At 56.7% G+C, this 24,674-nt stretch carries 22 protein-coding genes and 4 tRNA genes; 7 read left to right on the plus strand and 19 right to left on the minus strand.

Annotated features, from left to right (window positions below; translation table 11 throughout):
- Positions 1–3 precede the first annotated feature (3 nt).
- On the minus strand, positions 4–873 hold the full coding sequence (gene pldA, locus SK62_RS20060; RefSeq protein WP_023295733.1) for a phospholipase A: 870 nt from the start codon (positions 871–873) through the stop codon (positions 4–6).
- Between the two features lie 160 nt (positions 874–1,033).
- Here pldA and yigI point away from each other — a divergent pair, with 160 nt between their 5' ends.
- Together yigI and rarD are read left to right on the plus strand one after the other, a co-directional pair.
- Positions 1,034–1,501, plus strand: a complete 468-nt coding sequence (gene yigI, locus SK62_RS20065; RefSeq protein ID WP_006812366.1) for an acyl-CoA thioesterase YigI — start codon at positions 1,034–1,036, stop codon at positions 1,499–1,501.
- A 51-nt stretch (positions 1,502–1,552) separates the two neighbouring features.
- Entirely contained in the window at positions 1,553–2,449 is an 897-nt protein-coding gene (rarD, locus tag SK62_RS20070; RefSeq protein ID WP_017694744.1) for an EamA family transporter RarD, read from the plus strand.
- A gap of 516 nt (positions 2,450–2,965) precedes the next feature.
- Here the strand turns inward: rarD and corA are convergent.
- The 8 genes from corA to SK62_RS20105 all read right to left on the minus strand — a co-directional run bounded on the left by corA (position 2,966) and on the right by SK62_RS20105 (position 9,897).
- Positions 2,966–3,916: a magnesium/cobalt transporter CorA gene (gene corA / locus SK62_RS20075; RefSeq protein WP_003860807.1), complete on the minus strand. Its 951-nt coding sequence runs from the start codon at positions 3,914–3,916 to the stop codon at positions 2,966–2,968.
- A 150-nt stretch (positions 3,917–4,066) separates the two neighbouring features.
- Positions 4,067–4,123, minus strand: coding sequence for a YsgD/CorL family protein (gene ysgD / locus SK62_RS23105; RefSeq protein ID WP_212743980.1), 57 nt, complete (start codon positions 4,121–4,123; stop codon positions 4,067–4,069).
- A 149-nt stretch (positions 4,124–4,272) separates the two neighbouring features.
- On the minus strand, positions 4,273–6,435 hold the full coding sequence (gene uvrD / locus SK62_RS20080; RefSeq protein WP_017383586.1) for a DNA helicase II: 2,163 nt from the start codon (positions 6,433–6,435) through the stop codon (positions 4,273–4,275).
- Between the two features lie 79 nt (positions 6,436–6,514).
- On the minus strand, positions 6,515–7,231 hold the full coding sequence (gene yigB / locus SK62_RS20085) for a 5-amino-6-(5-phospho-D-ribitylamino)uracil phosphatase YigB (RefSeq protein WP_015570005.1): 717 nt from the start codon (positions 7,229–7,231) through the stop codon (positions 6,515–6,517).
- The gene (xerC, locus tag SK62_RS20090; RefSeq protein WP_017383588.1) at positions 7,231–8,133 is read right to left on the minus strand and encodes a tyrosine recombinase XerC; all 903 of its coding nucleotides are present in this window, start codon (positions 8,131–8,133) and stop codon (positions 7,231–7,233) included. Before xerC ends, yigB begins: the two co-directional genes overlap by 1 nt.
- Positions 8,130–8,837 carry a DUF484 domain-containing protein gene (locus SK62_RS20095; RefSeq protein ID WP_023295731.1) on the minus strand — a complete coding sequence of 236 codons (708 nt, stop codon included), beginning with the start codon at positions 8,835–8,837 and terminating at the stop codon, positions 8,130–8,132. Before SK62_RS20095 ends, xerC begins: the two co-directional genes overlap by 4 nt.
- Positions 8,834–9,658 carry a diaminopimelate epimerase gene (dapF, locus tag SK62_RS20100; protein ID WP_017383590.1) on the minus strand — a complete coding sequence of 275 codons (825 nt, stop codon included), beginning with the start codon at positions 9,656–9,658 and terminating at the stop codon, positions 8,834–8,836. The genes SK62_RS20095 and dapF overlap by 4 nt, the downstream gene beginning before the upstream one ends.
- Before the next feature lie 35 nt (positions 9,659–9,693).
- The gene (locus SK62_RS20105) at positions 9,694–9,897 is read right to left on the minus strand and encodes an LPS translocon maturation chaperone LptM (RefSeq protein WP_003860815.1); all 204 of its coding nucleotides are present in this window, start codon (positions 9,895–9,897) and stop codon (positions 9,694–9,696) included.
- A gap of 135 nt (positions 9,898–10,032) precedes the next feature.
- Here SK62_RS20105 and cyaY point away from each other — a divergent pair, with 135 nt between their 5' ends.
- The gene (cyaY, locus tag SK62_RS20110) at positions 10,033–10,353 is read left to right on the plus strand and encodes an iron donor protein CyaY (RefSeq protein WP_006812374.1); all 321 of its coding nucleotides are present in this window, start codon (positions 10,033–10,035) and stop codon (positions 10,351–10,353) included.
- Positions 10,354–10,585: 232 nt separating this feature from the next.
- On the opposite strand, the gene cyaA is transcribed toward cyaY, so the two are convergent.
- A complete protein-coding gene (gene cyaA, locus SK62_RS20115; protein WP_045349547.1) occupies positions 10,586–13,129 on the minus strand; it encodes a class I adenylate cyclase in 2,544 nt (847 codons plus the stop codon).
- A gap of 350 nt (positions 13,130–13,479) precedes the next feature.
- Here cyaA and hemC point away from each other — a divergent pair, with 350 nt between their 5' ends.
- From hemC to hemY, 4 genes are read left to right on the plus strand one after another with little or no spacing between them, the layout of a single operon-like run.
- Positions 13,480–14,421, plus strand: a complete 942-nt coding sequence (gene hemC / locus SK62_RS20120; RefSeq protein WP_017383592.1) for a hydroxymethylbilane synthase — start codon at positions 13,480–13,482, stop codon at positions 14,419–14,421.
- Complete coding sequence (hemD, locus tag SK62_RS20125; RefSeq protein WP_017383593.1) at positions 14,418–15,158, plus strand: uroporphyrinogen-III synthase; 741 nt, start codon at positions 14,418–14,420, stop codon at positions 15,156–15,158. The genes hemC and hemD overlap by 4 nt, the downstream gene beginning before the upstream one ends.
- Positions 15,159–15,178: 20 nt before the next feature.
- Positions 15,179–16,372, plus strand: a complete 1,194-nt coding sequence (hemX, locus tag SK62_RS20130) for a uroporphyrinogen-III C-methyltransferase (protein WP_015570012.1) — start codon at positions 15,179–15,181, stop codon at positions 16,370–16,372.
- Positions 16,373–16,374: 2 nt separating this feature from the next.
- Positions 16,375–17,574: a protoheme IX biogenesis protein HemY gene (hemY, locus tag SK62_RS20135; RefSeq protein ID WP_026080629.1), complete on the plus strand. Its 1,200-nt coding sequence runs from the start codon at positions 16,375–16,377 to the stop codon at positions 17,572–17,574.
- A gap of 537 nt (positions 17,575–18,111) precedes the next feature.
- Here hemY and SK62_RS20140 read toward each other — a convergent pair.
- The 9 genes from SK62_RS20140 to wzxE all read right to left on the minus strand — a co-directional run bounded on the left by SK62_RS20140 (position 18,112) and on the right by wzxE (position 24,673).
- Positions 18,112–18,188, minus strand: a tRNA-Pro gene (locus SK62_RS20140).
- A 44-nt stretch (positions 18,189–18,232) separates the two neighbouring features.
- A tRNA-Leu gene (locus SK62_RS20145) sits at positions 18,233–18,319 on the minus strand.
- A 21-nt stretch (positions 18,320–18,340) separates the two neighbouring features.
- Positions 18,341–18,416: transfer RNA gene (locus tag SK62_RS20150), tRNA-His, on the minus strand.
- A gap of 67 nt (positions 18,417–18,483) precedes the next feature.
- Positions 18,484–18,560: transfer RNA gene (locus SK62_RS20155), tRNA-Arg, on the minus strand.
- Between the two features lie 102 nt (positions 18,561–18,662).
- A complete protein-coding gene (locus tag SK62_RS20160) occupies positions 18,663–20,048 on the minus strand; it encodes a bifunctional threonine/serine APC transporter ThrP (RefSeq protein ID WP_017693946.1) in 1,386 nt (461 codons plus the stop codon).
- A 196-nt stretch (positions 20,049–20,244) separates the two neighbouring features.
- Positions 20,245–20,985 (minus strand): lipopolysaccharide N-acetylmannosaminouronosyltransferase, encoded by a 741-nt coding sequence (gene wecG, locus SK62_RS20165; RefSeq protein ID WP_015570015.1) that lies wholly within the window; start codon positions 20,983–20,985, stop codon positions 20,245–20,247.
- A 12-nt stretch (positions 20,986–20,997) separates the two neighbouring features.
- Complete coding sequence (gene wzyE / locus SK62_RS20170; protein ID WP_017693948.1) at positions 20,998–22,350, minus strand: ECA oligosaccharide polymerase; 1,353 nt, start codon at positions 22,348–22,350, stop codon at positions 20,998–21,000.
- On the minus strand, positions 22,347–23,426 hold the full coding sequence (locus SK62_RS20175) for a TDP-N-acetylfucosamine:lipid II N-acetylfucosaminyltransferase (protein WP_017383596.1): 1,080 nt from the start codon (positions 23,424–23,426) through the stop codon (positions 22,347–22,349). The genes wzyE and SK62_RS20175 overlap by 4 nt, the downstream gene beginning before the upstream one ends.
- On the minus strand, positions 23,423–24,673 hold the full coding sequence (gene wzxE / locus SK62_RS20180) for a lipid III flippase WzxE (protein ID WP_017383597.1): 1,251 nt from the start codon (positions 24,671–24,673) through the stop codon (positions 23,423–23,425). The genes SK62_RS20175 and wzxE overlap by 4 nt, the downstream gene beginning before the upstream one ends.
- Position 24,674: the final 1 nt, after the last annotated feature.

Below are 24,674 nucleotides of genomic sequence, written 5' to 3' on the forward strand. Positions count from 1 at the left end.
AGCTTAGAAAATATCGTTCAGCATGACGCCCACACCGACGCGGGTCTGATTGAAATTGTAGTCGATCAGCGATTCGCCATACCCGCTATACACCTGAGTATAAAGACGAACGTGTTTCGTTACCGGGTAGCTCAGGCCCAGCTCTGCACCGCCGTAGCCGGTATTCCAGTTGTACTGGCCTTTGGCGCTCAGCACCGCGTCACCCAGCTGATAGCCCACTTTAAGCTGATAGTAGCCCATATATTTGGTGATATCCGGGTTGTCATCGGTGCTGCCCACCACGTACCACGGCTTCACTTCCACCATGAAATTGCCGTTCTGCGCCATCAGACGCGTATAGATGCGGTTCCAGCTGCGTGAGGTTGGGTCGGAACGACCGTTGGAATCGTGGTTATAGCCCACCTCCGCGTCTCGCAGCGTCCAGCCTGCAAACTCATAATCGGTGGCGAAACCGAGGAACAGCTGCGGTTCATAGTTGGTTTCGCGGAACGGTGAAGATTCCCCGCTGTTGGAGAGCTGCCACCATGACTTCTGCGTGTAAGACGCGCCAAGCACCGAGTTCGGCCCCAGGATGCCGCGCCAGAACGGGAAGGCGAGGCTGAGCTGGAACTTCACCTCATCTTTACGCGCATTATCAGACCAGTTATAGGAGCTTATCGCCTCTTTGTTGAGATCGCTGGTCTGGGTGTAGATCACGTAGTTTGTATCATAAGGGTACAGCGTGAACGGATTGTCATGCTCCTGAAGCATATTGGCGATGATGCTGCCCTTAACGGCAGGTTTATCATGCACCTCTTTGATTGTCGCTTCCTGCGCATATGCTGTGAGGGGCAGCGCAACCGCCGCCAGTAACCAACCCAGATACGTCCGCATCGGTGGTGTTCTCCTGAAATGGTGACATTTAATGAATAGTTTTGTCCGGGCATTCTACAGACTTCTGCGATAACTTCCGCTTCCTCGTTTCTTAAAGTGGCATTCCTTTATCCTGAAGCATAAAATCAACATTTTGTTAACAACAAGGATGCCACGTCAGATGTCAGCCACACTCACCGCCGAAGAAACCTTAAAGCTCGTGGGCGAGATTTTTGTGTACCACATGCCGTTCAACCGTGCACTGGGTCTTGAGCTGGAGCGATACGAAAAAGACTTCGCTCAGCTGAGTTTCAATAATCAGCCAATGATGGTCGGTAACTGGGCGCAAAGCATTTTGCACGGCGGGGTCATTGCCTCCGCGCTGGACGTGGCGGCCGGTCTGGTGTGCGTGGGTAGCACGCTGACGCGCCATGACACCATCAACGAAGATGAGTTACGCCAGCGCCTGTCGCGCATGGGCACCATCGATTTACGCGTCGACTACCTGCGTCCGGGACGCGGAAACCGCTTCACCTGCACCAGCAGCCTGCTGCGCGCCGGGAATAAAGTTGCCGTCGCCCGCGTTGAGCTGCATAACGAGGAGCAGGTTTATATCGCCAGCGCAACCGCCACTTATATGGTGGGTTGAGACGGCAAATTCGGGTAAAATTACTTCACTTTTTTGTAACGGATTTTCCCGATGGATGCTAAACAGACGCGGCAGGGCGTTTTACTCGCCCTTGCCGCTTATTTTATTTGGGGTATCGCACCGGCGTACTTCAAACTTATCGCCTATGTCCCGGCGGACGAGATCCTCACTCACCGCGTTATCTGGTCGTTTTTCTTCATGATTGCGCTGATGAGTATCAGCCGTCAGTGGTCAGGCGTCAAAACGCTGCTGAAAACCCCGAAGAAGGTCTTCCTGCTCGCTCTCTCTGCGGTGCTGATTGGCGGAAACTGGCTGCTGTTTATCTGGGCGGTGAATAACCATCACATGCTCGAAGCCAGCCTGGGCTACTTTATTAACCCGCTGGTCAATATTTTGCTGGGGATGATTTTCCTCGGCGAGCGCTTTCGCCGGATGCAGTGGGTGGCGGTGATTCTGGCCTTCTGCGGCGTGCTGGTACAGCTGTGGACCTTCGGCTCACTGCCGGTTATCGCCCTGGGGCTGGCGTTCAGCTTTGCGTTTTACGGCCTGGTGCGTAAGAAGATTGCGGTGGAAGCGCAGACGGGAATGCTGTTTGAAACCCTGTGGCTGCTGCCTGTCGCCGCGATCTACCTGTTCGGTATTGCCGACAGCGCCACCAGCCACATGGGCAGCAACCCATGGTCGCTGAACCTGATGCTGATGGCCGCAGGCGTGGTCACAACGATCCCACTGCTGTGCTTTACCGGCGCGGCAACGCGTCTGCGCCTCTCCACGCTGGGCTTCTTCCAGTACATTGGCCCCACGCTGATGTTCCTGCTGGCGGTGGTGTTTTACGGCGAGGTGCCGGGTGCGGATAAGATGGTGACGTTCGCCTTTATCTGGGTGGCGCTGGCCATCTTTGTTGCGGATGCGATTTATACCCAGCGCAGGGTGCGCAAAGGGCTGTGATGTTGCCCTCACCCTAACCCTCTCCCACAGGGGAGAGGGTTCCCCAGTAATTTGAAAGCAAAAGCGATAACGTTGCCTCAGAATAACTGAGGGCTTTCAGCGATGCCTCGGTCCGGCTGTAAATCGCTGAGGCGTTTCCTGTAGGCCGGGGCGAGGCGCAGGGATGCGCCGAGAGGGCGGGCTTTACAGGGATGTTACCTCCTCCCGTCCCCGATAAGCCGGAAGGAATAAGCCGAAGGCACCGCGAAGCGGCGATTTTCCGCCGGAAGCCCGGGTCGCCAGGGTGGTGGCGACTGAGCCACCCTGGCACGTTCACCGGTCATGTCGTGACAGAGTAGCAAGGAACATAAAGTGAACGGAATGACCACCAGAGCCGTATGTTCCCCCTCACCCCAGCCCTCTCCCTCAAGGGAGAGGGGGCCGTCTGTGCAGGCATTATTTTGTGGGGAACCCTCTCCCACAGGGAGAGGGAATTCGATCGTAGGGCGGGTAAGCGCAGCGCCACCCGCCAGATTTTTACAGCCAGTTCTTCCGCTTGAAGTACAGATACGGCGCCAGCCCGGCGAGGATCATAAAGATAATCGCCCCCGGGTAGCCAAAGCTCCACTTCAGTTCCGGCATAAACTCAAAGTTCATCCCGTAGCTGGACGCCACCAGCGTCGGCGGCAGGAACACCACGGACACCACCGAGAAGATCTTGATGATGCGGTTCTGCTCGATGTTGATAAAGCCCATCGCCGCCTGCATCAGGAAGTTGACCTTCTGGAACAGGGATTCGTTGTGCGGCAGCAGGGATTCGATATCGCGTAAGATCTCACGCGCCTGCTCCAGCTGACCGCCCGGCAGACGCGCCTTGCGCACCAGGAAGTTCAGCGCGCGCTGGGTATCCATCAGACACAAACGCACCTTCCAGCCGATATCTTCCAGCTCTGCCAGCGTGGACAACGCTTCGTCGTACTCATCGCCCTGATGGCCTTCCATGATCACGCGGCTCAGCTTTTCCAGGTCGCTGTAGATGTTTTCGATTTCATCCGCCAGCTGTTCGATTTTGGTTTCGAACAGATCCAGCAGCAGCTCATAGGCGTTGCCGTCCATCATCGCCTGGCTGCGGGCGCGCATACGGTAGAGACGAAACGCAGGCAGTTCGCGCTCGCGCAGGGTGAACAGGCGGCCATCGCGGATGGTAAACGCCACGGTGGAGTTCCCCGCGTGGTCTTCGGCATCTTCGAAAAAGAAGAAGGAGTGAATGTGCAGGCCGTCTTCGTCTTCAAAAAAACGGGCGGATGCTTCGATGTCTTCCAGTTCCGGGCGTGTCGCCAGGCTTTGCCCCAGTTCAGATTGTACGCGAAGGCGCTCATCGTCGTCCGGCTCGACCAGATCCACCCATACGGCATCAATGAGGGGCTGTGACTCTTCGGCTTCAAGCCGAGTCAGTCGGTTATTTTCGAGTTGAAATGCGCTCAACATGACCGGGACTCCCAATGCAAAAAATATCGGACAGTTCGGTGGGCACACAGAAACAAATTGGGTTTCAGACCATTAAACAGCCTGACTCAGCGCGACGGGAATGATGCAGTCGCTGACAACCACTAAGGCCATCAGCAAGAGGAGATAGCCTTAGGAGTTGTTCCTGGATGACAGGGAATTGAGCCAGTATCTACTGGGTGTGTCCAAGGCGAATGTCCTCTTAGCGTAATCGTGCGCGCATGTTACGCCAGCAATAACTGTGGCGTCAACACGCAACGGAACGCTGAAGGGCATTAATTGACCTTCAACGTATAAGGCTAGCAGATTATTACAAAATAGTGATATTTTTCTGAAAGTTACACACTTTCCAGCTTGGCATAGGCTGCCACCAGCCATTTGATCCCCTGCCCCTGGAACGCTACCTGCAAACGGCTGTGCTCGCCGCTGCCTTCCAGGTTGACGATGGTGCCTTCGCCAAACTTCGAGTGGCGCACGCGCTGGCCCAGCTTGTAACCGGTGTCGGTTTCAGAGATCGGCGAGCCCATACGCTGATGGCTGACCGGACGGCTGATGCTGGCGCGCAGGCGCACCTCTTCCACACACTCTTCCGGCAGTTCGCCGATAAAGCGCGACGGACGGTGATACACCTCTTTCCCGTACAGGCGGCGAGTTTCCGCGTAGGTCAGGGTCAGTTTCTGCATCGCACGGGTCACGCCCACGTAGGCCAGACGACGCTCCTCTTCCAGACGCCCGCCTTCATCCAGCGACATCTGGCTCGGGAACATCCCCTCTTCCATCCCGACGATGAACACCTGCGGGAACTCCAGACCTTTTGCGGAGTGCAGGGTCATCAGCTGAACCGCATCCTGCCAGGTATCGGCCTGCCCTTCACCCGCCTCCAGCGCGGCGTGAGAGAGGAATGCCTGCAACGGCATCAGGTCTTCGTCTTCTTCGTTGTAGCTGAACTGGCGCGTTGCCGTCACCAGTTCCTCTAAGTTCTCAATACGGGTCTGGCCCTTCTCGCCTTTTTCCTGCTCGTACATGGTGCGCAAGCCGGAATCTTTGATCACCCGGTCGGTCTGGACGTGCAGCGGCATGTCGGCCGTTTCCTGCGCCAGCGCGTCGATTAACTCCAGGAAGCGCTGCAATGCGCTGGCGGCGCGCCCGGCAAGGGCTTTTTCCTGTAACAGCTCGCGGCACGCCTGCCACAACGTGAGCTGACGATCGCGCGAGGCCTGACGCACCACGTCCAGCGTACGATCGCCGATGCCGCGCGTCGGCGTGTTCACCACGCGCTCAAACGCCGCATCGTCGTTACGGTTGGCAATCAGACGCAAATACGAGAGCGCATCTTTGATCTCCTGACGTTCGAAGAAGCGCATACCGCCATAAATGCGGTACGGCATGCTCACCTGCAACAGCGCCTCTTCCAGCACGCGCGACTGGGCGTTGCTGCGATAGAGAATGGCACACTGCTCCAGCGCGCCGCCGTTCTCCTGCCAGGTTTTAATGCGGTTCACCACGAAGCGGGCTTCGTCGAGCTCGTTGAAGGCGCAGTAAATCGAAATCGGTTCGCCGTCGACGCCATCGGTCCACAGCTTTTTACCCAGGCGCCCGTTGTTGTTCTCAATCAGGGCGTTGGCCGCGCTCAGAATGTTGCTGGTAGAACGGTAGTTCTGCTCCAGACGGATGGTTTGCGCGCCGGGGAAATCGTTGAGGAAGCGCTGGATGTTCTCCACCTGCGCGCCGCGCCAGCCGTAGATAGACTGATCGTCATCGCCTACGATCATCACCTTGCCGGTATCCCCGGCCAGCAGGCGGATCCAGGCGTACTGGATGTTGTTGGTATCCTGGAATTCGTCCACCAGGATGTTGGTAAAGCGTTCACGGTAGTGTTGCAGGATATGCGGTTTGTTCAGCCACAGCTCGTGGGCGCGCAGCAGCAACTCGGCGAAATCCACCAGACCGGCGCGATCGCACGCTTCCTGATAGGCCTTGTAGACGTTCTGCCAGGTCTGCTCGACCGGGTTACCGAAGCTCTGGATATGATGCGGACGCAGCCCTTCGTCTTTCTGACCGTTGATGTACCACATCGCCTGACGCGGCGGCCACTGCTTCTCATCGAGGTTCATCGCCTTGATCAGGCGTTTCAGCAAGCGCAGCTGATCTTCGCTGTCGAGGATCTGGAAATCCTGCGGCAGGTTAGCGTCCATATGGTGCGCGCGCAGCAGACGGTGCGCCAGGCCGTGGAAGGTGCCAACCCACATGCCGCCCTGGCTGGTGCCCATCAGCTGCGCGATACGGTGGCGCATCTCCGCCGCCGCCTTGTTGGTGAACGTCACGGCCATAATCGAGTACGGCGAGCAATTCTCCACGCTCTGTAGCCAGGCGATACGGTGAACCAGCACGCGCGTCTTACCACTGCCCGCTCCAGCCAGTACCAGCAGGTTCGTACGCGAGGCGGCAACCGCGTCACGCTGTTTATCATTAAGGCTGTCGAGCAGGTAAGAAACGTCCATTGGCACCGTCACGTCATGTCGGGCAGGCAAATGTTTCCATTCGCCAAAACCCTGTTAATTTATACAGAACAATTGATGATTATATCAGCGTCGTGAGGGATGCCAACCGTGAAATTTCCACGTGCGGCAGAAGACGGCTATCCGGGGTAGTCATCAGATCGGCATTTTCCGGCTTGATCCAGCAGGCCTGCATGCCGCAGCGGATCGCCCCGGCGACGTCCGTGGTCAGGTCGTCGCCCACGTGCAGGATCTCACCGAGCGGCAAATCCAGTTTTTCCGCTGCCAGATGATACATATCGTTGAACGGCTTCGAGCGTCCGTGCGGGCCCGCGCGCAGCACGAACTGAAAATAGTTCCCCAGACCAAACAGTTCAGGCTGAGCGTTGCCGTTGGTGATGGCCACCAGCGGCCACTTTTCGGCGAGCTTCGCCAGCGTGTCGTGGGTCTCCTGCGGCACGTCGATCCGACTGCGCCATTTGGCGAAGTTTTCCATGGCCGCTTCGGCACCCGTGGCCGCGTCCTGCGCGCTCAGGCCGGCATTGAGCATCGCCTGCTCAACCGCACGGCGGCGCCATTCGGTCACGTCGTGGTAAATCTCCGGTTCGGTTTCCCGCAGGGACTGACGCAGCTTCTGGAAGTCTTTGTTCTGCATCGCTTTCAGCGCAGGATGGTAGTTCTGCACAAACGCCAGCGACTCCTGCTCGGTACGCAGGATCACCGGACGATTGTCGTAAAGGGTGTCATCAAGATCAAACGTCAGGGCTGAGATCTGACCGAGTGGGCGGTAAAAACGCATTATTTCCCCCGTTTGGCGCGTGGATGCGCCGCGTCATACACCGAGGCAAGGTGTTGGAAGTCTAAGTGGGTATAGATTTGGGTGGTCGACAGATTCGCGTGACCAAGCAGCTCCTGTACGCCGCGCAGGTCGCCGCTTGATTCCAGCATGTGCGTCGCAAAGGAGTGGCGCAGCTTGTGGGGGTGAACGTGGCTGTTCAGCCCCTGCTTAATGCCCCACTCCGCAAAGCGCTTCTGCACGTTACGCGCCGAGATCCGCTTGCCGAGTTTCGACAGGAACAGCGCATCTTCGTCGGCGCCAAACAGCCCGCGAAGGTCCAGCCAGTGCTCAATCCAGGAGACCGCATTGCGGCCGATCGGCAGGCGGCGCTCTTTGCTGCCCTTGCCCATTACCCACACCTCGCCGGATTCCAGATCGAGGTGCTTTAAGTCGAGGTTCACCAGCTCAGAGAGACGCAGGCCCGCGCCGTACATCACCTCCAGCATCGCGCGGTCGCGCACGGCCAGCGGATCGTTAAGATCGATATCCAGCAGGCGGTTTACGTCGTCGACGTCGATATTTTTCGGCAGATGACGCGGGGCTTTCGGCGTGGCGATCCCTTTTGCCGGGTTGGCTTTCAGACCGCCCTGACTGACCAGCCAGTCGAAGAAACTGCGCAGGGCAGAGAGCCGGAGCGCCAGGCTCGCCGGGCTGAGATTTTTTTTACGGCTACGCACGACGAACCCGCGTACCGTGGCGGCGTCACATTGTTGCCAGCTTTTCAGGCCGATTTCATCGGCAAGCTGCATGATGGCATCAAGCTGACGCTGATAGTTGAGCAGCGTAATAGGGCTGAGCTGGCGTTCTACGCCCAGATAGCGCAGAAAGCGGTTGACGTCAGTGGCGAGCAATCCGTCCGTCATACGCGCTCAATCCAGCGCTCCAGCAGCTCAGGCAGCATCAGGGCGATCTCCTGCAACAGTTGCGTGCCCTGCCCCTGTTCATAATGATGCGCGTCGCGGCTGGTAAATAACATCACGCCCAGGTCACCATCGCGCCCCATCAGCGACATCGCCACCGAGCCGATAGCTTTGGCTTCCGGCAGCACCACCAGCAGTTCTGGCCCGTTAAGCGGCCCCAGATAGTGGTGCTCATGGCCCAGACGCTGAATGCGCAGCGGCTCAAACGCCTGACGGCTCAGCGCCAGATGGGTAAACCCGGACGGCGCGCCAATGCGCCAGCGGTCAGGGAAGAGACGGATCGTCGCGCCTGCCAGCCCCAGCTCGCGCGCCCAGCGGTGGAAGCGGTTGAGGAACTCTTCGAGACTGTGCGCGGAAGCCAGACGCGCCTGAAGGTGCAGTAGACGGTAGAACAGGCTTTCGTTATTGCTGGCCTGCTCCATCAGCAGCGTCATGTTCTCTTCGAGCTGATTGATGTGGTTGCGCGAGCGCGCCATGTGCCATTCAACCAGCGACACGGTCTCGCGAACCGGATGCGGCACGCGCATCCGTTCGACGACGCGTGCATTGCGGATAAAAAACTCAGGATTGTGCAGCAGGTAATCCACAACAGCGCTGTCGTCCAGCTCCGTTACAGGTTCCCGCAGTTCTTCCCCTGGTTGCTTCATAGATGGATAAACCCGTCATAAACATGTGTCGCCGGGCCAGTCATGTACAGTGGATGACCCGCTCCTTTCCAGGCGATATCAAGACGTCCGCCCGGTAATTCCACGCGAACCTCTTCTGCCAGTAACCCCTGTGAGATACCGACGGCCACCGCCGCACAGGCACCGCTTCCGCAGGCCTGGGTTTCGCCCGCGCCGCGCTCGTAAACCCGCAGGCGAATGTGTTCACGCTTCACCACCTGCATGAAACCGATGTTCGCCCGCTCCGGGAAGCGCTCGTGGCTTTCCAGCACCGGGCCGAGCGTTTCAACCGCCGCGGTTTGCACATCATCCACCTGAATCACGCAGTGCGGGTTACCCATTGAGACGACGCCGCACAATACTGTCTGCTCGGCGGCACGCATAATATAGGTCTTTTCCGCTTTGTTGGCGCGAAACGGCACGGCAGAGGGGTCGAAGTTCGGCTCGCCCATGTTCACGCGCACCAGTTCGTCGTCGGTGACGCTGAGCACCATCCGGCCGTTGGCGGTGCTGACGCGGATATCGCGCTTGTTGGTCAGCCCTTTCAGCCGAACAAAGCGGGCAAAACAGCGCGCGCCGTTGCCGCACTGGGAAACTTCGCTGCCGTCGGCGTTAAAAATGCGGTAGTGAAAATCCAGGTCAGGATCGTAAGGCGGCTCCACCACCAGCAGCTGATCAAACCCCACGCCCACGTGTCGATCCGCCAGGCGACGGATCAATTCCGGGGAGAAAAAGACATTCTGCGTTACCGCGTCGACGACCATAAAGTCGTTGCCAAGGCCATGCATTTTAGAGAACTGCATCATTTGCTCCATTGCGCGGGTACAGAACGTAATTGTCAGAGATTGACCTGAGTCGGGCCGCCGTTATTGCCGCGATCGTTGGTATCCGGCGTAGATGACTCGATACCACTTTGCACCGGTTTTGTCGGCGGTGGTGCGTTTTTATCCTCTGGCGGGAAGTACAGTGGTCCCTTCAGTCCACAGCCGGTCAGGCTAAACAGAGTGACAAGAACGACAAGCGTTCGGAAGACGTTTTTCATGTAGAGATTGCCCGTAAGTTCAAATCTGTTTCTATCATCGCAGGAGAAGACACAAAAGCAAGAGTTTGCCGCTTTCCTGCAACGGGAATTATTTAGCGTTATACTGCCGCCATCACGAAAAACAGGAATAAAACCATGAACGACAGTGAATTTCATCGCCTTGCCGATACCCTGTGGATGACCATCGAAGAGCGTATCGACGACTGGGACGGCGACAGCGATATCGATTGTGAAATCAACGGCGGGATCCTGACCTTAAGCTTCGAAAACGGCAGCAAGATTATTATTAACCGTCAGGAGCCGCTTCACCAGGTGTGGCTGGCGGCGAAACAGGGCGGCTATCACTTTGATCTGAAAGGTGACGAGTGGGTCTGCGATCGCAGCGGCGAAACGTTCTGGGATCTGCTGGAGCAGGCGGCGACGGCGCAGGCAGGCGAGGCAGTGAGTTTCAGGTAGTTGCGTTGCCCGGTGGCGGCTACGCCTTACCGGGCCTACAACGGCTCGGACCGTAGGCCGGGTAAGCGTTAGCGCCACCCGGCAACAGCGGCTCAAACCGTAGGCCGGGTAAGCGTTAGCGCCACCCGGCAACAGCGGCTCAAACCGTAGGCCGGGTAAGCATTAGCGCCACCCGGCAACAGCGGCTCGGACCGTAGGCCGGGTAAGCGATAGCGCCACCCGGCGAAAAGCCTCAGGAAAAATACTGCTGCAACAGCGGCGCAGTTTCCTGGTTAGCGGGCGCCGCAGGGGTAATCGCCTGCGTACGGAACGGGATCACCTGCGCTCGCCCATCCACATTCACAATCTGGTAGAACTGCGGCAGGTTGAAGTTGATAAAGCTTGAGCCGTAGGTAAAGCGATCGTGCGAGGACGAATAGAAGCGGCTGACGTCGCGCACCAGCTCCTCTTTGCTGCCTTCGCAGTGGTGATACACCTCGGCACGGTTGGTTTCATCCAGAATGTAGATGTTAAACCCGGCGTTATCGCCCGACTCTTCGAAGAAGAACTGAATAATCCCTTCACTCGCAAAGCCATCCACCACCTGCGGCAGCTTAACGTGATTGGTTTCCACCTGAACCGACAGGCCATGCAGTTTGTTGTGTGAAATCGCGCCGTAGAATTCAATGGCGTTTTCCAGCTTCTGCACCGACACGTTCAGGCGCTCAAAGAACAGCCCCCAGGTCTGGCCGGAGACGCGCAGCGCTTTAAAGCGCCCGGTTTCCTGTCGGGTGCTGGAGAGACGCAGTTCGATGCACTCAGACACCAGCTGCTGAACGCGGGTACGAATCAGGCCGCGCAGGTGCTGGCTGTAGCAGAACACCTCCACGCTGTCCGGCGGCGCGGCGTCCTGGTGCATCTTGCCGAGGATCGTTTTCAGCGCCTCGATCATCGCCTGCTCGCCGTTAAAGTGCAGGGTACGCACTTCGTTCCACGAGTTGCGGTACAGCAGATCCACGCTGCCCACCAGGCAGTTTTGCTGTTCGCCAAAGCTAAAGACGTCCAGCTTGCGGAAGTCAAAGTGAACGACCTGATTGCGGAAGGCCGCCGTCGGGTCGTATTCCAGGTTGACGATGATCGCCAGATGGCGAATCTCACACGGGCTGTAGAGCGCTTTTGGCGTCGGCGCAGGCAGACGCAGCGGGAAGTGGTGCGAGACATCCGCCACCATCTCCTGCAACTTGGCTAAATCGACCACCTCGTTGCCTTTGATAAACAACCGGGTACGTGAGGTGAGAAGGCCGTTAAACCAGGCCCAGGCCACCAGCTTGTTCAGGTAGCGGTTATACTCCAGCGGCTGATGGCTGATGATCGAATCCATGCTTGGCGCACGGTTGTACAGATACCACCCGGTGCGGTTCGCGCGGCCCGGCGGTACGTAGATAAAGGTCAGATTCGGTTCAGACAGGTCAGGCGAAATCTGTGGGTTAACCAGCGTTACCTTGCCCGGCAACGCTTCAAACGCGGCGTACAGTTTGCGGGTCAGCACCCCGATATCCTGTGGGCTGGCAGAAACGCTAAGGTTGTTACGGCGGGCAAAGCGGATCAGGTTGCGGTAGCTCTGCATCATCGCATCAAGCAGTTCGTTGTGCGCCTCACGCACCTGATCGATCTTCCAGTTGGCGCGGTTGTCGAGCATGGCGAGACGCTCTTCGTCCCATCCCCACTCTTTGACTAACTGGCTGACGACTTCACGACGCCAGCCCACGCAGGCGCGTTCGCGGCTCAGTTTTTCACAGACTTTGAGATAGAAACATCGACGCACCAGGTCAAGACGCGTGGCGTCATCAATGGCTGTCAGGTATTCGGTGACGCGTTCCAGCATCATGCAGTAGGCATCAAGCCCGTAGGAGACGATCTCCCCGTCGTGCAGACGCTGTTTAATATCTTTCGCCAGCAGGCGCGGCGTGGGGTATTCCCAGGAGTAGGCTTCCAGCAGCAGGGTTTTCAGCACCGCTTTGTACGGTGAATCAATGCTCTTATAAAGCTGCCAGAGGCTTGCGCCAAAGTACTCTTCGGCGGACAGGGAGCTCAGGCCGCCCAGATCCAGCCACTCGTTTGGCGTCAGAACACCCTGCGAGTAAAGCGACATGACGTAGTCGTCATAATTCTCTTCTTCATCGCACGGCACCATATTCCACAGAATACGTTTCCCGGCCAGGCGAACGGCAGTACGGTAAAACTCATCCAGCAACAGGATGTGCTGAGTCGAGCCGCAGTCTTCACCACCCAGACTGCCGCTTTCGTTATGGCGGAAACGGTTTTCATCAATCAGGAAGAAGCTCACTTCCACGCCGAGCGACGCCGCCCAGCTCTCCAGCAGGCTGCATTTACGCTGCAACAGCTGGCGCTCTTCATTGTCGAGCCAGGACTGATGGCAGACCCAGATATCCAGGTCAGAAGAGCAACTTTGCCCAACCGATGACGTGCTGCCCATGGAGTAAACCCCGGTAATCGGCAGCTCGCCTTTCGGCGAATCCTGCGGCGGCATACCACGGTAGAGTTCAAGTTCAGTCAGGTAATGCTGTTGGGTTTCATCAGGCGTGAAGAGGCAAATGCCCTGGGGAACGTTACCATCAAGGTAACCCGGCATCAGCGGATGGTGATAGTGCAACAATGTTGGCAGTAGACTGTATACCTGCTGGAAAGCAGGGCCCATGGCAGCAAGCGCGCGATCCACACGCAATTGATTGATGGCATCCAGTCTCTGTTTCAGAGTCTCAATATAGAGGTACAAGACGTATCGCCTGATGTTTCCGGGTGTCGCACGCCAGTCAGAACACAAAAAGCAGCGGACCCGCAGTATTTCAAAAAATAACCGTTACCCTTTTTTCGCCTTTTGCTTTTCTGGTGGTACAGACGAAAAAATGGTCTAAAACGTGATCAATTTAACACCTTGCCGGTTGACCGTAAAGAAAGATGCGCTACATACAAGTGTAGCACCGTTCTTGACGTGTAAATTCCTGAATACGGCGATGGCTGACGAGTACGCCGCCCTGTCCCTCTCACTCTTCATCAACCGTAAAACTGCCATCCGAGTGTCAACAATGTTAGGATGGTTAGCGATTGATAATGACGGTAACAAGCATGTTAGACAATGTTTTGAGAATTGCCACACGCCAAAGTCCTCTTGCACTCTGGCAGGCACATTATGTTAAGCAGCGCCTGGAAGCCTGCCACACCGGATTACGCGTTGAGCTGGTGCCAATGGTCACGCGTGGCGATGTCATTCTGGATACGCCGCTGGCCAAAGTGGGCGGAAAAGGTCTGTTTGTCAAAGAGCTGGAGCTGGCATTGCTTGAAAACCGCGCCGATATCGCCGTGCATTCGATGAAGGATGTGCCCGTTGAGTTCCCGGAAGGGCTGGGGCTGGTGACCATCTGCGAGCGCGAGGATCCGCGCGATGCGTTTGTCTCTAATCGCTATGACTCGCTCGATGCGTTGCCGGCAGGCAGCGTGGTCGGCACGTCAAGTTTACGCCGCCAGTGTCAGCTGGCTGAACGTCGCCCGGATCTGGTGATCCGTTCGCTGCGCGGGAACGTCGGCACACGCCTTGGCAAGCTGGATAACGGCGACTACGATGCCATTATTCTTGCGGTTGCGGGCCTGAAACGCCTGGGGCTGGAAGAACGCATTCGCGTCGCGTTGCCGCCGGAGCTGTCGCTGCCCGCCGTCGGCCAGGGTGCCGTCGGCATTGAGTGTCGTCTGGTTGATGCGCGCACTCAGGCACTGCTCGCGCCGCTGAATCATGACGATACCGCCGTTCGCGTAAAAGCCGAGCGCGCGATGAATACTCGCCTCGAAGGAGGCTGTCAGGTGCCAATTGGCAGCTATGCTGAATTAACTGACGGTGAGCTGTGGTTGCGTGCGCTGGTTGGCGCGCCGGACGGCTCACAGATGGTTCGCGGTGAACGTCGCGGCAAGCCGCAAGATGCCGAGGCGCTTGGCGTATCGCTGGCGGAAGAGCTGCTGAATAACGGCGCGCGTGAAATTCTGGCTGAGGTCTATAACGGAGAGCCCCCTGCATGAGCATACTTGTCACCCGCCCTTCTCCCGCAGGAGAGCAGTTAGTGAGCCGTCTGCGCGCACTGGGGCAGGTGGCCTGGAGTTTTCCGCTGATTGAATTCTCCCCCGGTCGCGAGCTGCCTGAGCTCGCTGACCAGATGCGTCTCTTACAGGAAGGCGATCTGCTCTTTGCGCTGTCGCAGCATGCCGTGGAGTTTGCCCATGCGCAGCTGCAACAGCATGCCGTTAGCTGGCCTCACGCCCCCCGCTATTTCGCCATCGGGCGCACCACGGCGCTGGCCTTACATACCGCGAGCGGAATCGATGTTCGTTACCCGTTAGATCGGGAAATCAGCGAAGTCTTGCTACAATTACCTGAATTACAAACCATTGCCGGAAAGCGCGCGCTCATTTTGCGCGGCAACGGTGGCCGCGAACTGCTGGGCGAAACGCTGCGCGAACGCGGCGCAGACGTGACGTTTGTGGAGTGCTATCAGCGCTGTGCGAAACACTATGATGGCGCGGAAGAAGCAATGCGCTGGCACGCCCGCGGTATTAATACGCTGGTGGTCACCAGCGGTGAAATGTTACAACAGCTTTGGTCGCTGATTCCGCTTTGGTATCGCGAAAACTGGTTACTCCGCTGTCGGCTTCTGGTCGTCAGTGAGCGTCTGGCGAACCACGCCCGGGAACTGGGCTGGCAGGATATTCGGATCGCTGAAAACGCCGACAACGATGCGCTGCTGCGCGCATTACAATAACTCTCAAATGGGAAGCCATAATGACGGAACACGAAAAATCCTCCGCCGTGGTTGAAGAGACCAGGGAGACTGTGGACACCACGTCACAGCCAGAGACGACAGACACAACCGTTGAGAAGAAAAACGGCAGCAACAAAACCAGCCTCACGCTGAGCGTGATTGCCATCGCGATTGCGCTGGCCGCAGGCGTGGGACTCTACGGACTGGTGAAGAAACAAGGCACCAACCAGACGGCCACCAGCGACGCGCTGGTTAACCAAATCACTGCCCTACAGAAAGCGCAGGAGACGCAAAAAGCTGAGCTGGAAGGCGTGATCAAACAGCAGGCTGCCGCCCTCGCCGACGCGAACAGCAAACGTGAAGAGTTGACCAAACAGCTGAGCGAAGTGCAGGAAAAAGTCGCCACAATTTCGGGAACCGATGCCAAAACCTGGCTACTTTCACAGGCCGATTTTCTGGTGAAACTGGCCGGGCGCAAGCTCTGGAGCGATCAGGATGTCACCACCGCCGCCGCGCTGCTGAAAAGCGCCGACGCAAGCCTGGCGGACATGAACGATCCGAGCCTCATCAACGCTCGCCGCGCTATTACGGAAGATATCGCCAGCCTGTCCGCGGTTTCTCAGGTCGATTACGATGGTATCATCCTTAAGGTAAATCAGCTCTCCAACCAGATTGATAACCTTCAGTTGGCCGATAACAACGACGATGACTCCCCGATGGATTCTGACGGCACCGAGCTGTCCAGCTCCCTGAGCGAATGGCGTATCAACCTGCAAAAGAGCTGGCAGAACTTTATGGACAGCTTTATTACCATTCGCCGCCGCGATGAAACTGCCGTGCCGCTGCTGGCGCCGAACCAGGACGTCTATCTGCGCGAAAACATTCGTTCCCGCCTGCTGGTGGCTGCCCAGGCCGTACCGCGTCACCAGGAAGAGACCTACAAACAGGCGCTGGATAACGTTTCAACCTGGGTACGTGCTTACTACGATACCAATGACGCAACCACGACCGCGTTCCTTGAGGATATTGACAAGCTGAGCCAGCAAAACATCACCATGAACGTGCCGGACAAGCTGGAAAGCCAGCCGATTCTGGAGAAGCTCATGCAGACGCGCGTGCGTAACCTGCTGGCCCAGCCGGGCGTTCCGGCAGAGCGTCCGGCTGAAGCACCTGCCGCCGCGCCAGCGCCTGAAAGCGCGCCGCAAGGAGAGTAATGATGCTAAAAGTCTTCTTACTCTTCATCCTGCTGATCGCCGGGATTGTACTGGGGCCGATGCTCGCGGGTCACCAGGGTTATGTATTGATCCAGACCGATAACTACAATATCGAAACCAGCGTAACAGGGCTGGTAATTATTCTGATCCTGGGTGTGGTCGTTCTGCTGGCAGTGGAGTGGCTCCTGCGTCGTATTTTCCGTACCGGCGTACATACGCGCGGCTGGTTCGTTGGCCGTAAGCGCCGTCGCGCCCGCAAGCAGACCGAGCAAGCGTTGCTGAAGCTGGCCGAAGGCGACTATCAGCAGGTTGAAAAGCTGATGTCGAAAAATGCCGACCATGCAGAACAGCCGGTTGTTAACTATCTGCTGGCCGCTGAGGCGGCGCAACAGCGAGGCGATGAGGCCCGCGCCAATCAGCATCTTGAACGCGCGTCTGAGCTCTCTACTAAAGATCCGATTCCGGTTGAGATCACCCGCGTTCGTCTGCAACTGGCGCGCAATGAAAACCATGCCGCCCGTCACGGCGTTGACCGTCTGCTGGAAATTACCCCTCGTCACCCGGAAGTGCTGCGTCTGGCTGAGCAGGCATATATTCGGACCGGTGCCTGGGGCTCGCTGCTGGACATTATCCCTTCCATGGCGAAAGCCGACGTGGGCGATGATGAACATCGTGATGAACTTCAGCGTCTGGCCTGGATTGGCCTGATGGATCAGGCGCGCGCCGATCTCGGCAGCGACGGCCTGAAAACCTGGTGGAAAAACCAGAGCCGCAAAACGCGCCAGCAGGTTCCTCTTCAGGTGGCGATGGCAGAACATCTGATTGAGTGTGACGACCATGACACCGCGCAGGAGATCCTCCTCGACGGTCTCAAGCGACAGTATGATGACCGCCTGGTGATGGTCATCCCGCGTCTGAAAACCAACAATCCGGAACAAATTGAAAAAGCACTGCGCCAGCAGATCAAAACCGTGGGCGATCGTCCGCTGCTGTGGAGTACGCTGGGCCAGTCTCTGATGAAACACGGCGAGTGGCAGGAGGCGAGCCTCGCCTTCCGCGCCGCGCTGAAGCAACGTCCGGACGCATTTGATTACGCCTGGCTTGCTGATTCGCTGGACAAGCAGCATAAGCCGGAAGAGGCCGCAGCTATGCGCCGTGATGGGCTGTTATTGACGTTGCAAAATAACGGAACGCAGCAGTAATTAACAGGAGGCCAGATGGCCTCCTTTTTTACGCCCATAAAAAAACGCCTGCTATAAAAGCAGGCGTTAAAACAGGTCTGTAAGACAACATATTTGGTGCTTCACTCAACGTTGTGTCCATGGTGTCTGATGAGGCCGAAGCGACATCTGTCAGTGGACGATAAGCACCGTAAACGGCTCTGCGTCATTCCTGAGTTTATGAGGCCTTAAGGCTAACATAAGAGATGGAATGAGCATCTACACGCATATTATTGCATGTAATGTGCCAGGTTTACACGCAGAACTTTTACATCGCGCAACATTTTAAGATAAAAGGAAATTATGCTGTTAAGAACCGCCTGAAGCCATACAACATCGCGCTGAAGGCGGCGATATGTCGTCACCAGGAGACAGGTTAAGAAGTAAAATAATAAATTCTTGAATATTAACGGGTTATATGTCGCTGAATCGCGACAAGGATATAGAGTGTTGTCGGGGAAAGGCTACAGGATAAAAAACGCAGAAAATAAAAAACCCCGCCGAAGCGGGGTTCAAAATTGGTCGGCGAGAGAGGATTCGAACCTCCGACCCACTGGTCCCAAACCAGTTGCGCTACCAAGCTGCGCTACTCGCCGATGTACTGCTTTTTTGAATTTTTAGTTCAACTCATTAAAAGTCGTGGTGCGAGGGGGGGGACTTGAACCCCCACGTCCGTAAGAACACTAACACCTGAAGCTAGCGCGTCTACCAATTCCGCCACCTTCGCAATTCACAACTCTTTCAATAATGGGGTGGCTAATGGGATTCGAACCCACGACAACTGGAATCACAATCCAGGGCTCTACCAACTGAGCTATAGCCACCACTGTATTCTTTCACGCGGTTCTGACTACTTCTCAGACCACCGCAGCTCTAGCGCCGGGACTAAAATGGCGCGCCCGACAGGATTCGAACCTGAGACCTCTGCCTCCGGAGGGCAGCGCTCTATCCAGCTGAGCTACGGGCGCTTAGCGCCGTTGCGGGGCTGGATATTACGTACCTCCGTCCCCGCTGTCTAGTGCTTTTTTGAAAAAAATGCGCGTTTGGTTATGGTTTGCACATTTTGCCGCTTATTCCTCCACTTTATGGGCGGAGCCACGGCGGCCCAGGCCAAAAAGTTTATATGCAGCTGTGACGGCAGCCAGGAAGATCATCCCGACAAACAGCGACATGCGGGTATCTTCATTAAAGTACATTCCAATTAATACGCAAATCAGGAACGCCATCGTCAAATAGTTCGCATACGGGAACAGAATGGAGCGGAACGGATGGCTGGCGATCGCTTTTTTGTGCGCCTGTCGGAAACGCAGCTGGCTAATCAAAATGACAAACCACGGTACCATTCCCGGCAGCACGCTGGCGCTATAGACGTAAACAAACACGCGCTGCGGATTCGGGATGATGTAGTTCAGGCAAGAGCCAATCAGCAGAATCACAATCGACACCGCTACGCCCGCCACCGGTACACCCACGCGGGAGACTTTACCCATCACCGCCGGCAGCTGTTTGTTTTGCGAGAGCGCGTAAAGCATACGCCCGCAGCTGTACATCCCGCTGTTACAGCCGGAGAGCGCCGCCGTCAGCACCACAAAGTTGATAATGGCGGCCGCCGCCGTGATGCCAATCTTAGCGAAGGTTAAGACAAACGGGCTGCCGGTGGTGCCGATCTCGTTCCATGGGAAAATGGTCACGATAACGAAGATCGCGCCCACATAGAAAATCAGGATACGCCACAGCACCTTGCCTACCGCGCTACGCAGCGTGACCTGCGGGTTTTTCGCCTCACCTGCGGTAATGCCGATCAGCTCAACGCCCTGATAAGAGGCGACAACGATACAGAGTGCGGTCAGGAAGCCTTTCCAGCCGCCGGCAAAGAAGCCGCCGTGTCCGGTCAGGTTACCGAAACCAATCGCGTGCCCGCCGTTACCGAAACCAAAGAAGATGACACCCAGACCCACAACAATCATCACGATAATGGTGGTGACTTTGATCATCGCAAACCAGAACTCGATTTCACCGTAAAGGCGAACGGCGGCAAGGTTCGCCAGCGCCACAAGCCCTACGGCGATGAGCGCGGGTATCCACTGGGCCATCTCCGGGAACCAGAACTGCACGTAGACCCCGATGGCGGTGATCTCCGAAATCCCGACGGCCATCCACATAAACCAGTACGACCAGGCCGTGAGATAGCCAAAGAACGGGCTCATATAACGGTGGGCGTAAACGGCGAAAGAGCCCGTTACCGGCTCCAGAAACAACATTTCGCCCATTGAGCGCATGATGAAGAAGACGAACAGCCCGGCAATAATATACGCCAGCAGGACGGAAGGCCCCGCCCATTTCAGCGTGCTTGCCGAGCCCATAAACAGGCCAACGCCGATAGTCCCGCCCAGCGCGATCAATTCAATATGTCGAGCTTCCAGCCCACGCTGAAGCTCCGGTTTTTTCTCTGCCATAAATCCTCGGTTGTGTTTGCTGTTTCCCGACTTATTGCCGGGTATTGTTTTGAGGGGTACTGAAATACGGAGCGAATGGTTTCTTAAATTCTGGCAAATGGCAAACAATGCATTAAAAAAATGAATGCATTGTACAGAAATCCAGCAGTTTTACAGGGGGGCTGCAGCGCGAACAGCAGATCGCGCTGCATATTGATTACATTTTCCCGGTGTAGTGCCAGGCGAGGTAGCGCAGCAGACGAATCTGTCGTTTGATACGCGTCGGTTGAGAGAGCAGGCGGTAGAGCCACTCCAGCCCCAGGTTTTGCCAGACTTTGGGCGCCCGCTTAACGTGGCCGGTAAAGACGTCGTAGGTGCCGCCAACGCCCATATAGAGCGCATCCGGGCTGACCAGACGGCAATCGCGCATCAGAATTTCCTGCCGCGGCGACCCCATGGCGACAGTGACAATTTTCGCCCCGCTGTCGCGCACGCGCTCATATAACGCCTGGCGATCTTCCGGCCTGAAATAGCCATCCTGGCTGCCCACGATGTTAACATTCCACTGGCTACGCAGCTTTTGTTCGGTCTGCGCCAGCACCTCTGGTTTGCCGCCAATCAAAAATACCGGCGTGCCTTCAGCGCCTGCGCGTTCCATAAGTCGCTCCCAAAGGTCAGCACCCGCCACGCGAGACACATTAGCGTCAGGAAACTTTTTACGAATTGAACGCACCACGCTAATACCGTCGGCATATTTAAACTCCGCGGCTTCAATCAGGCTTTTCACTTCCGCATTATCTTCAACCGCCAGCATTTTTTCTGCGTTGATGGCCACCAGCGTGCCCGATTTCATCTGCCCGTCCGCGAACAGGAAATCCAGCGCGTGTTGCATGTCACGCCAGCCAATAAGCTGTAGCCCACGCAGCGCATAACGCGGGGCTGAAGTTGTATCCGTCATGATAATCCCTACTCAGACTTGCGACAGCGTTGTGCTGCCCTGTGGCTCACGTCTGTGCACAAGCCCTGCACTGTCAAACAACCAGTACAGCAGTTTTGCCAGCAGCAGACAGAGACCGAAAACGACCATAAAAAACACCACGCGTGAGACGAACGAATCCAGCCCCTCGCGCGCCAGAACGATCATATTGAAAATGGCACCGAAACAGAAACTGTGCAAAACAGCGGCTTTGTAGCGGTTGGTCTCTTCATTACCCAGCGTATATAGCCAGTCGAACCATTTTATTATCAGCCCGACCGCGATCGCGCCCGGCAGGATAAACCACGTTCCGCCCATCACTACCAGCGAGCCAATCAGGGTTGGGGAAATCGCCAGGCCCGAATGGTTGTTCAGCACTTCCCAGGTAAAGTAGTTCGCCGTGTTCAGGACAATACCGGGACGGTCAGGCCACAGCCACGTCGGTATAAAGACATAGAAATCGCGAACAATCGGCGCCAGCCCCTGGAATTCGATTTTGTCGTAGTTTTGCAGCAGTAAAGCCAGGTTTTCCCACGGCGAGAAGGTGTCGCGCGTCAGATACAGGAAGGTATAAAACGCTTCGTCGCCCGCCACGTTCAGTCCGTAGCGCTTCAGCGCCAGCCAGAACATCCCCACAATGCCAAAGACGCCTGCCGCCGCCAGCATCCACAGCGAGATCCAGCCGCGAATAATGCCGATAAACAGGAAAATCGCGAAGGCGATAATGATGTTGGCGCGGGTGCCGCCGACGATCATGTAGGTCAGAATGCCAAATGCGACGGTGCTGACCAGGAAGAACAGCCAGGCTTTACTGTCCTGACGCAGGAAAAAGACCACCAGCATCGCCGGAATGAAGAAATAGAAGAAACGCTTGAGCGCGACGCCGGAGACTTCGGCGGAGAAAATCTGGCTATAGGACTGCAACTTAAACAGTAAAAAGCCGTTATGCATGAAGAAAATCGCCACGCTGACGAGGGCGATGGTCATCAGCATAACCCACGTCAGATGGGTTTCTACCCGGTTCATGGTAAACAGCGGACGACGGGGTGTGGTGTCTTTCGCCGCGCGCAGCCGCGTTTTATAGGTGACGTAATACACCGCGTAGAAGCAGGTCGCAGAGAGCAGCGCCTGCAACAAGATTTCCGGCGGAGCGACGCCAACATCAAAGCGGAACACGAGGATGCTGGTCAGCGGGAAGCCAAAGAAAAAGGTCAGCAAAAACAGCAGCGAGAAGAATACGTTGAAGTTAAAACGTACGCGCCGGAACTCAAACCAGGTGAGCGTGGCGATAAACAGCGTGCTCAGCAGCCAGACCACCAGCAAGCCGCTAAATTGCAACTGGCTCATGCGTTGTCTCCTGAAGCAATACGCAGCGCGCGGTGCCACGGCGTGAGATAGTTCGGGCTGAAAAAGTCGATGCTATTTTTATCCACCAGCGTGAGCTGACGCTGCGCTTCCCGTACCACCTCGACATTAAGCGTGTCAGAGGTAAACAGCACCGGAATATGCTGTTCGGCCATGTCCTGCCAGAACGGGTTTTCGCGGTTGAGCACGCACGGTACGCCCGCCTGAATCAGCAGACACAGCGTACCAATCCCCTGCTGACGGGCAAAGATGAAATAGCCCAGATCGCATTTTCGCAGCAGCGCGAGATAGTCATCAAATTCCAGCTTATCGCTGAGAATGTGCAGATTTTCCGCGCTAAACAGCGCAAGCCCCTGCTGGCGAACTTCATCGATGTAGGCGTCGTTATTGGCGGGATAGCCCATCGGCACCACCACGTTCACCGTATCGCCAAACTGCTGATGCACCGCCCGCAGCGCCGCGACATGCTCGTTACTGCGATCGCCGGAATTTCCCACCAGGATAGTCAGTTTACCCTCACGAACCGCGTCATTCGCCATGGTATTCAGTGCCGGATCCATACGGGTCGGAAAATAGAGCAGTTCCCCGCGAACCTTCGGGTGCTGTTTAGCAAAATAGTTGAGGTCGCCACGGGTAGCAAAAACGCAGCCCACGCGCGCCTGCGCCAGACGACGCAGCGGATAGAAAAGACGGAACTTCCAGCCGTGGGAGACTTCGTAGAGATCCGCTCCCCAGATATGCCAGCTGAACTGGGAAGGTTTTATCCCGCCGCTTAACAGCGCCAGCCACAGCCCGGTATTGAATTGTCCGTGGAAGAAGAAACGCTGGCTTCGGTCCGCTTTGGCTTTCGCGACAACGGCTTTGGTCAGGGCCGCTTTGTCTGGCCAGAAGGTGATGTGCAATGCCGGACACGCCGCGCTCAGGCCGTTATCGCGTCCAACGACCATAAACTCGCGCGCATCGGGCGTGCCGGATGCCAGTTCATCGTTGAAGAACCGCAGAACGGTCTGGTTATGATGCGGGATATCCGATCCCAGTATGTGTATCAGTGCAGTCATGCGCGTTTACGCCAAAGTAAAAATACGCCGCAACAGGCAGCGAAATAAACGATATAAGTTGCCATATAGGCCTGAGCCGCCCCCAGCGCACCGTGGGTGGGGATCAGCCAGTGAGAAAATGCCGTCAGCAGCGCAAACTGGCCGATCTCTGCCAGGATATACAACCGCAGCGAAGCCTTCGCAATCACCAGATAGCCGAAAACGTATGCCCCCACTTTCAGCACATCGCCGACCAGTTGCCAGGCAAACAGATCGCGCATGGCGGTAAACTTCGCCGAAAACAGCAGCCAGATGGCGAAATCACGCAGTAACCAGACGGTAAAGCTGGCGATCGCAACCGCCGGCAATACAAAACGCAGGGAGCGAAAAATCTCGCGGGTAATATCCTGCCTGGAAGTCAGGCGCGATAAGGTTGGCAGTAAATAGACGCTAAAGGAAGCCGTAATAAATTGGAGGTAAGCATCTGAAATGCTGCTCACGCCCTGCCAGATCCCCACTTCATCCCAGCTGTAATGCGCTGCCAGCAGGTTTCGCATCATCACGTAGGCAACGGGAAGCGTTACCGAAGTGATGAGCGCCATCAGGGTAAACTTTCCTAGCTGCCCCGCCAGCATCTTGTCCCACTGCGGTTTCAGGTAATTCAGCGGGACATTGCCTCTGCGCATCAGCATAAACGCTGCCGGAATGACAACGAGCGCAGGCACCAGCGCCAGCCCCAGCAGCGCGCCTTCATAGCCGCCCAGCCGATAGCAAAAGTAGTAGGCGATAACGCCGATGATGCTGCCGAGGATCAGCGCCAGCGCATTCCCGGCGGCATCACGGAAGCCTTTCATCAGCGCCAGCAGCAGGTTTGCCCAGGCGATCCCCATCTGAACGAGCGCCACCAGGCGCACCAGCCCCTGATAGTGTGTGTGTCCGAACAGTCCCTGGCTGATGGGTGCCGCCGCCAGCAAAAAGACGACGGCCAGCAACGTAGAGAAGCCCAGCACCATAGCAGAGGAGGTGCCCACCACCGTGCGGAGCTTTTCGGCATCGTCATGATGCTGCGCGACGTATTTGGTGACGCCATTGAATATCCCGGCACCCGCCAGCACGCCAAGCACCGTGACCAGCTGGCGGAAATTCCCTGCCAGCCCAACGCCTGACGGACCAAATGAGACGGCCAGCAGCTTGACGACCAGTAACCCGGCGCCAATTTTTACAAGCGTGGACGCTGCCGTCCACACCGACGCTTTTGCCAGAGACATA

The sequence above is a fragment of the Enterobacter sp. BIDMC109 genome, from assembly GCF_001037885.1.
GTDB lineage: Bacteria > Pseudomonadota > Gammaproteobacteria > Enterobacterales > Enterobacteriaceae > Enterobacter > Enterobacter hormaechei_C.